At 59.8% G+C, this 13,741-nt stretch carries 13 protein-coding genes and 1 tRNA gene; 6 read left to right on the forward strand and 8 right to left on the reverse strand.

Going from position 1 to position 13,741, the window contains the following annotated elements:
- Positions 1-261: 261 nt before the first annotated feature.
- Complete coding sequence (locus Q1A06_RS15650; RefSeq protein WP_299565711.1) at positions 262-1,974, forward strand: TniQ family protein; 1,713 nt, start codon at positions 262-264, stop codon at positions 1,972-1,974.
- 104 nt (positions 1,975-2,078) lie between these two features.
- On the opposite strand, the gene Q1A06_RS15655 is transcribed toward Q1A06_RS15650, so the two are convergent.
- Positions 2,079-2,155 (reverse strand) — tRNA-Arg (locus tag Q1A06_RS15655).
- Positions 2,156-3,253: 1,098 nt separating this feature from the next.
- Positions 3,254-4,120 carry a glycosyltransferase family 2 protein gene (locus tag Q1A06_RS15660; RefSeq protein WP_299565714.1) on the reverse strand — a complete coding sequence of 289 codons (867 nt, stop codon included), beginning with the start codon at positions 4,118-4,120 and terminating at the stop codon, positions 3,254-3,256.
- A gap of 245 nt (positions 4,121-4,365) precedes the next feature.
- Here Q1A06_RS15660 and Q1A06_RS15665 point away from each other — a divergent pair, with 245 nt between their 5' ends.
- Positions 4,366-4,842, forward strand: coding sequence for a DUF305 domain-containing protein (locus Q1A06_RS15665; RefSeq protein ID WP_299565717.1), 477 nt, complete (start codon positions 4,366-4,368; stop codon positions 4,840-4,842).
- 53 nt (positions 4,843-4,895) lie between these two features.
- Positions 4,896-5,612 (forward strand): glutaredoxin family protein, encoded by a 717-nt coding sequence (locus Q1A06_RS15670; RefSeq protein WP_299566072.1) that lies wholly within the window; start codon positions 4,896-4,898, stop codon positions 5,610-5,612.
- 32 nt (positions 5,613-5,644) lie between these two features.
- On the opposite strand, the gene Q1A06_RS15675 is transcribed toward Q1A06_RS15670, so the two are convergent.
- On the reverse strand, positions 5,645-7,063 hold the full coding sequence (locus Q1A06_RS15675; protein WP_299565720.1) for a UdgX family uracil-DNA binding protein: 1,419 nt from the start codon (positions 7,061-7,063) through the stop codon (positions 5,645-5,647).
- Entirely contained in the window at positions 7,060-8,295 is a 1,236-nt protein-coding gene (locus Q1A06_RS15680) for a putative DNA modification/repair radical SAM protein (protein ID WP_299566075.1), read from the reverse strand. Before Q1A06_RS15680 ends, Q1A06_RS15675 begins: the two co-directional genes overlap by 4 nt.
- Positions 8,296-8,389: 94 nt before the next feature.
- Here Q1A06_RS15680 and Q1A06_RS15685 point away from each other — a divergent pair, with 94 nt between their 5' ends.
- Together Q1A06_RS15685 and Q1A06_RS15690 are read left to right on the forward strand one after the other, a co-directional pair.
- Positions 8,390-8,860, forward strand: a complete 471-nt coding sequence (locus Q1A06_RS15685) for a CreA family protein (RefSeq protein WP_299566078.1) — start codon at positions 8,390-8,392, stop codon at positions 8,858-8,860.
- 101 nt (positions 8,861-8,961) lie between these two features.
- Complete coding sequence (locus Q1A06_RS15690; protein ID WP_299565723.1) at positions 8,962-10,104, forward strand: lytic murein transglycosylase; 1,143 nt, start codon at positions 8,962-8,964, stop codon at positions 10,102-10,104.
- 4 nt (positions 10,105-10,108) lie between these two features.
- Here Q1A06_RS15690 and Q1A06_RS15695 read toward each other — a convergent pair whose 3' ends face one another.
- The 4 genes from Q1A06_RS15695 to Q1A06_RS15710 form a co-directional block, all read right to left on the reverse strand.
- Complete coding sequence (locus Q1A06_RS15695) at positions 10,109-10,825, reverse strand: hypothetical protein (RefSeq protein ID WP_299565726.1); 717 nt, start codon at positions 10,823-10,825, stop codon at positions 10,109-10,111.
- 99 nt (positions 10,826-10,924) lie between these two features.
- Positions 10,925-11,989 carry an FAD-dependent oxidoreductase gene (locus Q1A06_RS15700; protein WP_299565729.1) on the reverse strand — a complete coding sequence of 355 codons (1,065 nt, stop codon included), beginning with the start codon at positions 11,987-11,989 and terminating at the stop codon, positions 10,925-10,927.
- A complete protein-coding gene (locus tag Q1A06_RS15705; protein ID WP_299565732.1) occupies positions 11,982-12,146 on the reverse strand; it encodes a hypothetical protein in 165 nt (54 codons plus the stop codon). The genes Q1A06_RS15700 and Q1A06_RS15705 overlap by 8 nt, the downstream gene beginning before the upstream one ends.
- Positions 12,147-12,209: 63 nt before the next feature.
- Positions 12,210-12,404, reverse strand: coding sequence for a hypothetical protein (locus Q1A06_RS15710; RefSeq protein ID WP_299565734.1), 195 nt, complete (start codon positions 12,402-12,404; stop codon positions 12,210-12,212).
- Between the two features lie 298 nt (positions 12,405-12,702).
- Between Q1A06_RS15710 and Q1A06_RS15715 the strand changes: the two genes are divergently transcribed.
- A complete protein-coding gene (locus Q1A06_RS15715; protein WP_299565737.1) occupies positions 12,703-13,641 on the forward strand; it encodes a hypothetical protein in 939 nt (312 codons plus the stop codon).
- Positions 13,642-13,741 lie beyond the last annotated feature (100 nt).

The following is a 13,741-nucleotide window of genomic DNA, read 5'->3' on the forward strand; positions in this document are numbered from 1 at the left end:
GCCTTGCGGCGTTGGACCTTGAAATAAAGGTAGAATGAATATCTAACCTTATTTGGTGAGTTTGCTCCATAATACCGACTTTTCCTATAGCTGTAATTCTCAATGACAAGATGGTTTGCACGCTCTCCCCGCCCAAAAGCTCGTGAAACACTACCTTCGTTCTTCTCACGTTTGGCTGCGTCGAAAGGGGTTGTCGCGCGGGATTTCGCTCGCGATATGGGAGTGCCGTTCAAACTACTTCCAAATCCTGATGTTTAATCTTTGTCACGCATTGCAAGGTGGGGTGACCTTGCTTCTGCTGATCTTCAAGATCTCTTGTCGTGGTCGGGTGAAAGGGTTGGGAACGTTCAGATGCGGTTTCGCGGAGAAGTGCTTGGGTCACGAGCGCTCCGAAATCCTGTGATCCGCGGGTGCCCCATTTGTCTTCGTCAGGATGCAGAAACACATGACGGTGACCCAGCAGAAGCTATGGCCATGCGCGGTGACTGGCAATTGCGAGAGGCAACCTTGTGCCTCAAGCACCAACATCCGTTGGTGAGCCTCTGGCGGGTAGACCGGCTTCCAGATCGCTATGATGTCGGCGCGCGTTTGAAAGAAGTCGAAGACGATTTGATCCGAGGTGCTCTTGATCGTCCAAGAGAAGATGCTTCGGCATACGACTTGTGGTTGGATGCTAGGCTCGAACATCGCGGGGATACTACATGGCTCGCGGGTCAGTCACTATATTCGGCAACCACTGTCTCGCGGCTACTGGGAACCGAACTCGCAAAATTCAAGTATGACAAAACCCTTTCGGCGGATGAGCAGCATAGGCGCGCGTTGGGCGATGGCTTTGAAGCGCTTAGAGGTGGAGAAGCCGCCTTTAAGGAAGCGCTTGATCGACTTGCCGCCAGTGCCTCAGGTCCATTGGACAAGCCGGCAAAAGCATTTGGAGAATTGTTCCGTAAGATGTCTCGTGACTTCGTTGCGGACGATACATTCGCAGTCTTCAGGGGCATACTGCGAGAGTGTATTCTTTCTCATTGGCCGTATGCATCAGGCGACATTCTATTGGGAGAGAAAGTCAAGGAGCGCCGTTTGCATTCTGTGGTTACAGCCGCTCGGCAGGTCGAGCTGTGGCCTGCAGGTCTGGACGCCATGCTGGCAGAGGCAGGCGTTTTGGCCAAAGAAGATCAGCGACCCTATAGCCGCAAGGTTTTTGACGCCATCCAACACGTCGATCTCCTATCAGAAATCCCCTCATTGGTGGGGCCAGGTGAAATGCAGACAGCTATGGGCGCAACGAAGGCTGCTCTCATCTCCTTGGAAGAAGGGGGCGTTTTGATACCCCGGACCCGGGCGCCGAAGATAATTGCGAGATGGCGCATTTCAGACGGTATCGGATTGGTTGAAGAAATCGCTGCGCTTGCGATCCCCATGCCAGAAAATCAGCTTAGCTGGGAGACGCTCCAACAAGCACGACGGCGAAAAGGTTTGGATGTCGGAACGATTATCAGGTTGGTGCGCTCTGGAGCATTGAAGATCGCCGCTTCAGACGTTTCTGCCGGATACAGTGGTTTCTCCGTCTTAAAGGCTGGCATTAATGCCATAGTTGCAGGGCGGGCTTCGGTCACGCCTCAATTTCCGGAGTTGTCGGACACAATTTCTGCTGCAGCTTTCGGACGATCTATTGGCCCGCGGGACGGTCGTCGTTTCCTTGCTTTGGTTGAAGCGGGTTATGTTCCCGCCACTGAACTCATCAACCCCAAGACGCAGAAGAAACAACTTCGGATGAACGATCAGGACATTGCTGCGTTTCATCGACAATTTTTGACCCTAACGACTGCTGAAGTTGAGTTCGGCATCAGCCGGAATAGAGCATCGGCGATCGTAAAAGCGCATGACGCAAAGCCGTTTTCGCCAGAGGGTCAGGACTTTGGCTCAATCTGGTTGCGCGTCGACGTAGCACCACTGTTTGCATCAGGCTCCCGTTGACTAAAGACGCGCCAGCGATGCTCGTTAACATTCAACAAATCACAAAAACCAGCTTTTGTCGAAAAGTCGGCCTTTCGATGTCGAACGACAAAAAGGAGAAGAAATGGCGATCCCGGGAGGACTCGAACCCCCAACATCCTGATTAGAAGTCAGGTGCTCTATCCAGTTGAGCTACGGGACCGTGGCTCTTTGATAACGGTTCGGAAAACGGTTCGCAAGCCGGTGACGTTTCCCTAACCGTCTGTTTTTCCAACTTCTTACGGCCCCAGACCTACGGCTTAGAAGGTCCTTGCTCTATCCAGCTGAGCTAAGGGGCCTGTGGTGCGACCCGATGCTTAAACGATTGGACGCGAAGGCACAATCGGGCATTAGCGAGTTATGACACGCATCCCGCACATAGAGCGGCCTTGCTGGCGTCGCTTGCTCGCACGAGCTCCAGAGTGAAGGCCTTGATAAGAAAGCCGCGCGTCGGGCATTTCGACGGGCGTTTCGGATCAAATCACGTTCTATGATGAATCTGATTGGACGAGGCGAGGCGCCTGCCATCCCATCCGATCAACCTCAGCGCACTCGAGCTCGACGATATTAGGGCACAGGTTTCCACGGCGCGCCTCGCCCAAAATATAGTGAGACAGGACTATGGGTCGACGGTGGCGAATACGTCGCTTCCGTCACCTTGCCTTGTAACATTGTGATATATTCAGCCAAAGTCGAAACTTCGGTTAGCGAACGGGAGTAACTCGCCTATGCTTTGGACATGGTCCGGAACAGATATGACCTGCAACGAAGTGACCAAGACCGAACTCGACGACTTCCTGCCCGAAAGCCTGCGCTGCAGGAACGTGTCGCAACTCACGAAGGCCTTGATGGACGGCCTGATTGATAAGCTTGAACGACATAAACGCTGGCCGAGGCCAAGGCGCTCGTATCCGAACCCACGATGGCCGACGAGATCGCTGGTTTGATCGACCTGCAAAAGCACGTTGTCGTTACCCTGCTTGCGGCGGGCATGGAGATCAAGGCGCCAAACCCGCCGCGCGCGTTCGCGTCCGTGCCATAACCGAACGTCAGCGCCTGCCCATCCACCGCATAGTCGAGCAGGTAGGGCAGTACGCGCTTGGGCCGGCGTCTGGCTTCATCAAGTTGCGGTATGGATCCCGGAGGTACCTTTTGATTGCTCGCTGCCGCAACGGGGATATCCGATTGTGACGGATGTGGCGCTGCCAAGTCGGCGCCCTGTCGGCCCCGGGGCATGAATGTGCCAGGGGGGTGCCTGCGGTCAGGCGCGTTGAAACCAGCTCGGGAGGCGTGTGCGGCAGACATAGTTGATGAACGGTGGCTTCACGAGGCCCCGCTTCGCATCCCGCACCGGGTTGTCTCTGATTTGTTCGTACCCGCGTTGCACTGCGCCCTCCCAATCAAGCTCCTCTGCGGCTGCAAGCTTGCGGAAAAACCGCTTCGCGTGGCGGTCGGGATTTGCCCAGCCGTTGACGTTCCAATCCTCGCCAACGGTGTCGGCGACGGACTTTCTGACGTCATTCGTGGTCTTCAGCGCGTCTGAGTTCGCGTGTTTGATGTGGACGAAAAAGACATCGTCGGGCATCTCGAAGGGAAATACGTCTGTTTTCCTGTATCCGCAGAAGACACCGTGGAACCTCAATGGGATTTCCCTGCGCACGGCCCAGGCCTTGCTGTAGTTCCCTGTCACGCAGGCCACGGAGCGCCGTGCGAACACGTTCTCGCCCTCGGCCAGTGGGCCGTCTTCCGTAACCTCGGCAAGATTGAGGCCAAGGCCGAAAATCGCCGGGGCCGACGTTTTCTCGAAGAGCGCGGAAAACGACGCATGGGCATCAGGGTTAAGGCAGACCAGTTCATCCGCGTCGGTCTGGATCACCCAGTCATAGAGGTTGGTCAACCCGGCCTGGATCGAATTCATCAGGCGCATGCGGACGCGATCGAAATGCCGCAACTCCTCGCGCGGGATGGTGATGATGCTCGCTTCGGGACAGATCCGCGCAATTTCGGGGTCATGCCCGTGCGAGATCACATAAAGGTTGCGCGGCCCGAGATGGTGCCCGTAGTGGCGGTACCACTGGGCCAGTGCCCAGTAATCCCGGTACACCATCGTGATCGCACAAATCTTCATACCCGCTCTCCCGCTGCGTTCGGCGTAGCTTCCGATTGGGGCGCGATCAAGGGCGGAGTTCGACAATCCCCTGGCCGCCGCCGCCCCGCGCGAGGCCCAAGCATGGACCCGTGCAGTCCAGATCTGTTCGCCCCCTACGGCGACGTTTTTCCACCAGATGCACAATTTCGTGATCAAAGCGCGGAACCCTCCAGCGCTGGATACCTGTTGGGCCTGTAGAACCGGAGCATTCAGGAGATAATATCATGTCGTATTGGCGCTTTTTCGCAATGATCCTCACATCGACAGTCGTGATGCTGGGATTGATGTACCTCAACACCTATGCTGTCGATCACATATTCTTCAGTGAAACCCGCACCTACATGGCAATCTACATGGGCGCCGTTATGGCAATCATCATGCTGGCGTTCATGTTGGGCATGTATTCCAACCGGACGGCGAACATCGCCATTTTCGCGGGCAGTGCGGTTGTCTTTGCCATCGCCCTGTTTCTGGTCCGCAGCCAGACAACCGTCGCCGACACATCGTGGATGCGGGCAATGATACCGCACCACTCGATCGCGATCCTGACCAGCGAACGTGCCAATATATCGGATCCGCGCGTCCGCAAACTTGCCGACGACATCATCGAGGCGCAGCGCCTTGAGATCGCCGAAATGAAGGCACTGATCGTCGATCTGGAAGGCGGCCCCGCCGCGACGCCCGAAATCGACGGAAAATGAAAGGAAACCCCGTGACATCCAATCAGACCAATCCCAAAGCCAGACTGTACCGGATGGTGATGAAAGAGCATACCTGTCCTTATGGACTGAAATCAAAAGACCTTCTGAAACGTCAGGGCTTTGAGGTCGAAGACCACCCTCTCACATCCCGCGATGAAACCGACAGGTTCATGGCGGAGCAAAATGTGGAAACCACCCCGCAGACGTTCATCGACGGCGAGCGCATCGGCGGATACGATGCCCTTCGGGTGCACTTCGGTCTTGATAAACCCGAGGCTGAACAATCCGATACCAGCTACCAGCCAGTCATCGCGATTTTTGCGGTCGCGTTCCTGATGGCGCTTGGTCTGTCGTGGTACAGTTTCGAGACGATCTTCACACTGCGCGCGTTTGAATGGTTCATCTCCATCTCGATGTGTGTTCTCGCCGTGCAAAAACTTCAGGATGTTGAACAGTTTTCGACCATGTTCCTAAACTACGATCTGCTTGCGCAGCGATGGGTACCCTACGGCAAGGTGTACCCGTTCGGAGAAGCATTGGCCGGCATTTTGATGACGGCAGGGGCGCTGACGTGGATCTCCGCACCGGTGGCGATCACAATCGGCCTAATTGGTGCGGTATCGGTCATCAAGGCGGTCTATATCGACAAGCGTGAATTGAAATGCGCCTGCGTCGGTGGTGACAGCAACGTACCGTTGGGTTTCATCTCGCTGACCGAAAACCTGATGATGCTGGGGATGGGCATCTGGATGCTGATCAAGGTGTTCTGAAGTGGTTGCCCGCACGGGTACCGGATCGGCCGTTACCTATCAGGGGGTAATGCGGCGATCCGGTCGCACATTTCGACCGCCTGTTTCAGATCGCCGATAAGGCGGGCGCGCAGTGCGCTTCCGTTGGAGGCGCGCAAAATGGCCGAGGGGTGTACCGTGACCAGCACGGGCAAGCCGTCCGTGCCCTCTTCGACCCGCCCCGCGCGCTTCAACACATCCGTACCGCTTCCCGTCAGGGCCTGTGCCGCAGTGGCCCCCATGGCAACGATCAACGCAGGACGAATTTGCTCGATCTCTTCCGCAAGCCAAATGCGGCAGGCTTCGACTTCGGACCGATGTGGGCTTTGGTGAATACGGCGTTTGCCGCGTGGCGTGAATTTGAAATGCTTAACTGCGTTGGTGACATAAGCGGCCCGCCGGTCCAGCCCCGCCTCAAGCGCCAGCGTATCGAACAACTGCCCAGCAGGCCCCACGAACGGCCGCCCGGCAAGGTCTTCGTAGTCGCCGGGTTGCTCGCCCACAATCATCAACGGCGCATCCCGCGGACCTTCGCCCGCGACCGCCTGAGTCGCTTTCGCGCCCAGTGGGCAGCGCGCGCAGGACGCAAGCGCACAGGGCATCTCCCGAAGCGGCAAGCGGTCGAGCACTTTCGCGGCACGCGGCGGCGGTTGGCTTTGCGCCTGTTCCTGCATCACGCGGACCTGCGCTTCCGCATTCGCAATCAGTTCGGGGATCAACTCGGCCTCTGGCAGGTTCTTCCAGTATTTCTTGGGCATTTCGGATTGCATCGCCTTGATCTTGAGACGTGCAGGATTGAAGATGTTGGCATAGTAGGTTTTCCACAACGCCTCGGTCTCATCGCTCAGATCCAGCCGCGCACTTTGTACCGCTTTCACCGACAGATCCCCCGCCGCAAACCGCATCGTGACCTCCGGCGTGACGATGGCCCAATCCATATCGGCAAACCGCCGGGTGAAGAAACCTCCGATCAATTCCTCTATCCGATGATCCGGCTCGAACCAGCTGAGAAAACTGCGCCGGTTCGCGCCCTGTTCGGTGACCTCGCGAAAGCGCACGAACGCCTTCATCTTGTGCATGTCGCGGCGAATGTTCTTGCCGATCTCTTCCAGCCGCTGCACCTGCGGGTCGGCGCGGTTCGACAGCAGGCGGGGTGCGCCGCGGCTGCGCAGCAAAACGCGGTAAAGCAGATCATGCGCGCCCGCCGTCCGACTAGCACATACTTGCCGGGCAAGCGGGATGAACGCCTTGGGCACCGTCATGTCGCGTGCCGACGGCAGCGGTGCGCCGCTTGCGCCGAAAAGTCCCGCGTCGCTGTCCTGCATTGCCCAATCGATCTGGTCCGGTGGCACATCATTGCTGGCCAGTGCGCGCGCCGCGTCGCGCCACGCGTCGAACGTCCCGATCCGGGGCAGACGGGGGGCATAGATCATATCAGGGCAAGCTGCTCCGGCGGCGGCGCGAACCGCGCGCGCAAATTGGCCGCATCGGTCAGCCCCCCCGGCGACCAGTCGCGCGTGATGATGAACGGTTTGGCCTTCTTCACCAGGGCACCGATGCGGATCAGATCGGCGTATCCCAACGCCCCGTTGCGACGCGCGGTCAGAATACGCGCGACAGTCTTGGTCCCGAATCCCGGCACCCGCAAAAGCATGTCACGACCCGCACGGTTCACATCCACCGGAAAAGCGTGCCTGTTGGCCAGCGCCCAGGCAAGTTTTGGATCAATGTCGAGATCCAGCATCCCGCCGCTCGACGCTCCTGCGATCTCCTGCGCGCCGTATCCGTAGAACCGCAACAGCCAATCGGCCTGATACAGACGATGCTCGCGCGCCAGCGGCGGCTTGATCAACGGCAGTGCGGCGGCGCTATCCGGGATCGGGGAGAAGGCGGAATAATACACCCGCTTGAGCTTGTACGAACTGTATAGCCGCGTAGAGCTTTGCAGTATCGTCGCATCATCCGCCCCGTCCGCCCCCACGATCAGCTGCGTGCTTTGTCCTGCCGGAGCGAATTTCTCAGCTTTCCGACCGGTGTGCGTCTTTTCCTTTGCCGCCAGCTTGCGCACCTGCACCCGCCCCATCGCGCGCCGAATCTCGTCGGGGTTCTTCTCAGGCGCATAGGTCTTGATCCCTGCGTCGGTAGGCAATTCGATGTTCATCGACAAACGATCCGCCAACAGCCCCGCCTCTTCGATCAGCTCCGGCGCGGCATCGGGAATCGTCTTGAGGTGAATGTAGCCGCGAAAATGGTGCGTGTGTCGCAATTCACGCGCGATCCGGACCATATCCGCCATGGTGTCGTCGGGGCTTTTGATGATGCCCGACGACAGAAACAGCCCCTCGATGTAATTCCGACGATAAAACTCGGTTGTCAGATGCACGACTTCCTCGACCGAAAACCGCGCGCGGGGCACGTTCGAAGAGACCCGATTGATACAATAGGCACAATCGTAGATGCAGAAATTGGTCATCAGGATCTTGAGCAGGCTGATGCACCGCCCGTCAGGCGCATAGGCGTGGCAGATGCCCGAGCCTTCGGTGCTGCCCAACCCCTTGCCATCGACACTGTTGCGCCGGGTGGTGCCGGAGGACGCACAGCTGGCGTCATATTTCGCCGCATCGCTGAGCAGGGCGAGCTTTTCTTTGAGGGTTTGTTTTGCCATGATGTTCTTATAATGTTCCATGCTGGCGCACAGTGCAATGGATAAAAATCACCGATAGGTGGGAACAGATGTCGCACCCTTTGCGTTCACAGGTATGATCAGAAAATACATAGCTTCCGCCGCCCTGTCCCTGTCGCTCGCCGCCCCGATTCACGCAGAGGTGATCGGCAATGTCGATGTTGATTGGCTCGGCAACGATCTGATCATCGAGGCGCTCGACGATCCCAAGGTTCAGGGCGTCACCTGCCACATCACTTATTTTGAACGCGGCATCATCGACCGGCTGCAAAAGGGCAACTGGTTCGAGGACCCGTCCAATTCGTCGATCTCCTGCCGCCAGACCGGGCCGCTTGAAATCGGCGATATCGACCGCAGTGACGAGGGCGAAGAGGTGTTCTCACAGCGCCGCTCGATCGTCTTCAAATCGATACGGGTAAAACGGATCTATGACGAAGCGCACCGGACGCTGGTCTACATCAGCCACGCGCGCGACGTTCAGAACGGATCGGCGAAAATGTCGATGTCGACGGTGCCATTGTACCAACCAGGCGCGCCAAGCAACTGATCGGCACGCGTCTGCGCAGACGATGCGAACGCTGTTGTCTTGGTCTGCCATTCCGCTAGCATGCACCGAAACAATTCCCTCAATGCGGATCGGGCAGAGCTATGAAAATTTCACGTCGAACCTTCGGATTTGGTCTGGGCGCTTTGGGCCTGTCGGCGTGCGGGGGCGGGCTGACGTCCCCGACGCTTACCCCCACAACCGGACTGCCGGCAGATCTGCGTCCCGTGCCGAATACAGCCTACGATAGCTGGGTGGCGAACTTCCGTGCGCGCGCCCAGTCACAGGGTATTTCACCGGCCACCCTGTCATCCGCGTTTCGCGGCACCGGCTATCTGCCCGGATGCGTCAAACGCGACCGGAACCAGACCGAATTCAAACGCTCGCTGGAAGATTACCTTGCCATCGCCGCATCGGACGAACGAATTGCCAAGGGCCGCGCAGCATTTGCCCGCCAGCGCGGAACCTTGGCGGCACTCCAAGACCGCTACGGCGTCGATGCGGAAATCATCTGTGCGGTCTGGGGGCTCGAAAGCTTCTTCGGCGAGCGGCGCGGCGATGTCCCGGTCGTCTCTGCGACGTCAACACTGGCCTTCGACGGTCGGCGCGGCGCGTTCTTCGAAAAACAGCTTATCGCGGCTCTCAGGATCGTGCAGAACGGTGACATCACCCCCGCGCGAATGACTGGAAGCTGGGCCGGCGCGATGGGCCACACGCAGTTCATCCCGACCTCCTATCAGGCGTTTGCCGTCGATTTTAACGGCGACGGTCGGCGCGACATCTGGTCCGAAGACCCGGCCGATGCACTGGCGTCCACCGCCGCGTATCTGCAACGCAACGGCTGGTCGCGTGGCGTCCGCTGGGGGGGCGAGGTCGGCAATGGCGCGCCGCAGGGCAGCATCATCCAGCCGCAGGCGGGCGGGCCGCGTTTTGCCGTGACCCGAAATTTCCGCGCGATCAAACGGTACAACAACTCGGATGCCTATGCGATCGGCGTTGGCCATCTGGCCGACCGGATCGGCGGGGCAGGGCCGCTGCGTGGCGCGTTCCCGCCCGATGCCAATGGCCTGACGAAAGACGACCGGATCGCAGTGCAACAGCGTCTTACCGCGCGCGGCTTCGACACCGGCGGCACCGATGGCGTCATCGGTCCCAACAGCGAAGCGGCGATACGCGCCTATCAGCAAAGCATTGGCGCGGCTCCCACCGGCACGCCTTCGCCCGACCTGCTGCGCAGCCTCGGATAACGTCTCACGCCATCAGGTCAAACGTACTGCGCGCGGTGTGAACCGTGATTTCGTCCAGATCCTGCCCATCCACCAGCGCCAAGAGGATCGCGCCGGCCGGCAGATAGCGCACAAAGACCTCGCCCGCGTCGCCGCCAAAAAGCGTGTCGCGGCCCGGCCCGCCGGTGATCGGACGACGCATGTCCGCGATGGTTCTATCATGGTCCTTGATCGCGATTCTGTCGTCGGGCCGTGCGTCGGGCGGCAGAGTGTTCTCGGGGTCGACATAGGCTATATCTCGCAACCGCGAAAACACCGGCAACATGTCGGCCGGAATGAAATGCGATTCCATTCTGCCGGAACTGGTCCCGCCGTTGCCGGTCATGTCGATCCGCGCATCTTCCAGCGCGTAGAAGATATGCCCGCCCGTCTGCGTCCCAATCAGGAGCCACTGCTGCGCCGCCGCCCCGGGATCATTGTGCACGCCGCCATAGGCAACGGTGCTCACATACGACGGTAAATTCAACAGATCGAGCGGTGCGCCAGCCACGTAAATGCGGTCCGCCGCATCCAGATCCTCAAGCCTGCCCACCGCGACACCTCCCGCACGGAATTTGCCGGTGTTTTCAAAATGATATTGGTCTGCCCCACGCGGCGGGTTGGTGTCACCGTCGGCGTGGGGCGTGGTGGCCAGCGCCGTATCCGGTAATGTCCGGCGCAAAATCAAGAACGAGGGTGTCATCACGCTTGCGGGCATAGATATGGATCGCGGTGCTGCCCTGTTGGGCAACGTCGGTCAGTGTATTCGCAATGATGGTTAACAAATTGATATCACGGCCCCTCACGCCGCAAGAATGCGCGCTGCGACCCGCTCCGCACCGGCAAGCGCACCCTCCATCAATCCGCCCATATCGGGTGCCGTTTCCGTTGAGGCAAAATGCAGATGCCCCTCCCGAAGTCCGTCCAGCATGGCCAACGGACCATAGGCGGGATGGCCGTGCGGCGGTGTGTGGTCCTGTGCCGTCGCAGTCGCCGGGTCCTGCGCCCAATCCTTGAACGCGGTCGCGCGGGGGTGCAGGGCGTCTGTCCCGAACAACCGGCCAAGCTGGTCAATCGCCGCCGCCTCGATCTGCGCGGCTTGTCCATTCCGCTGCGCTGCCGGAATTCCCAGAAAGCCGAACAAGGCGGCGGGGGTTCCCTCCGGTCCGCTCGCATCATGGATCTCGACCATCGGGCCGCGCCGGCTCGTCGCATCGCCAGAAAGCCCCGCCGCGCGCCAGAACGGCCGGTCATAGACCGCGACGAACTTGGCATGACCTGCCATCCAGGTTGGGATTTGCCGCAGGCTCTGCAGCGCCGGACCGGGCAGGGGTGGGTCATACACCAGATTCGCGGCCAGGCGCGGCGGTACTGTCACCACGGTATGCCGTGCCGTGCAGGTACTGCCGTTCTCCAAAACGAGCGCGCCGCGTTCGATCCGCGAGACAGGATGGCTTTCATGCAGCTGCGCGCGCGGCAGGCGTGCCACCAACCCGTCGATCAGCGCCGACAGACCACCTGCCACGCGCAAAGCACCCTCCATCGAAGCGAAGCCGACACCGCGCTGTACCTCCCCGCGCTGGTCTTCAAAGCAAAGATCGCCCGTCGCGTATTGCGCGAAGGCGCGCTGATCCAGATCCTCGATCAACCGCGCCATGCGGGCCTGACCGGGCCAGAACCACGATGGCCCCAGATCGACACCCCCCGCACCGTGGCGCAGCGTGTCGATGCGCCCGCCGAACCGCCCGCGCGCTTCGAACAGCTCGAACCCCACGCCGGCGCGGTGCAGCATATCCGCAAGCGCCAGACCGGACAGCCCGCCGCCCACAATGGCCACATCCGTCTGCATCGGCCCCGCGTCAGACATCGGACCCTGCCGCAATTTCCAAGTGGCCGGTCCTGGTCCAAAGCACCACACCCGCATCCGTGGCGTGCGTCACCCCCGCCGAGGACGATATTTGCCAAGACGGGCCTGCGGCCAGAACCAGCACAGGCAGCGAAAAATCGGCATTGAGTTCCATCATGTTCTCTTTTTGCGTTTCCGGACGGGCCGGTCCAATCGGTATCTGAACCTCTCTGCCCGGATGTCAATCGCCGCGCGAACCCCACGTGCCGACACGGCACGTGGGCTGCCGGTCGGCAACGCGTGCAGGTTTGCCCCGTCCTGCATACGTGCCAAGCGCACCGGAAAGGTAACGCTGCACCGTTACGTCGTTGCCGTTCTCCGCCGAGAAGGCATTACCGTCGATCAGGCCGGATATCCTGCCGTTCCCCGGCGTCACGAAACCGGGCACCGTTTGACACGAAACGCGCTGTTCTCAGAAATTCGCCGTCTGATCAGTACCGGGCGGGCATCTCGGAACTGGCCGCAGCTTGAGCTACCGAAACCATTTATACGTCATGCTACGCTACCACCGCGCGGCCCGGTCTCACTCCCGCGCAGATGTGCATCAAATGCGGATACGAGAATGCGAGATCCGATCGCGAGAGCAGGCCGGGTTTCGCGGCCAGCCTCGTCCGTGCGCGGACCTTGACAACGGCAGAAGGGTTCTGGGCATACTCGGCATTTCAGAGGGCGGGATGGAAATTGTGAGCGGCACCGAAATTCGCATCGAAGGCCAGCCGGTTTTTCTGTTCGGCGATACCGGCTACGACCACCTCTATTTCGTTCGCGTCGACACGGACGGTTCCGAAACGGTGCTGCGCGGGTATCCGTCCGGGGCGCTCGGCACCGGTGACGTTATTTTCGAATACTCCGTCCCGATCGCCGAAAGCGCCGATTACAGGCCGCTCGAAGACAGGGATCTGGTCGGCAGCACGGTGCTGGACCTCGGCGGCAGATCCGTGGACGCCGTTTGGCATCTGATGAACCAGCACGCGCGGGTTCTGGAAGATGCGCAGATCACCTACGGCCCGTTTCTGGACAATTCCAATTCGGCTGCCGCGTCCCTGCTGCACGTCGTGGGCATCGACGTCTCCGAGAACCTGCCGGATCAGCGGGGGCGCACCGATTCCTACATCGGCACCGCCTCGATCCTCGACCGCACCGGGTTCCGGCTCGACGGCACCGGGGAGGATGATCTGATCTTTGGCGCGCGGCAGGGGGATGTGTTTGCGGGCAACGATGGCAACGACACGATCAGCGGGCAGGCGGGCGGCGACGATCTGTCCGGCGGTGCGGGCATTGATTTTCTGAATGGCGGATGGGGCCACGACAACCTGACCGGTGGTGCGGGCGCCGACCGGTTCTACCACGCGGGCCACGCGGGCCACGGCAGCGACTGGATCGCCGATTTTTCCTCCGAACAATCGGACGTTCTGCTGGTCGGAACGACAGCGGATGCCTCCCGGTTTCAGGTCAATTTCACAACCACCGAGGGCAGGGGCGACAACGCGATCGAAGAGGCCTTTGTGATATGGCGGCCCACCGGAACGATCCTTTTTGCCTTGTCGGATGGCGGCGAACTCGATGAAATATGGCTCAGATCAGAGAACGGCAACTTTGACCTGCTGGCCTGATGCGAAACGGAGCGGTTTTTCCCCGTCGGAAATACCGCGTTCGTCCGGGTTCTTTGACCTGGGTCAATACACAGACGACACAACTCTGCGAGCGTAGAGC

Origin of the sequence: uncultured Sulfitobacter sp., from assembly GCF_947497275.1 — a bacterium.
GTDB lineage: Bacteria > Pseudomonadota > Alphaproteobacteria > Rhodobacterales > Rhodobacteraceae > Sulfitobacter.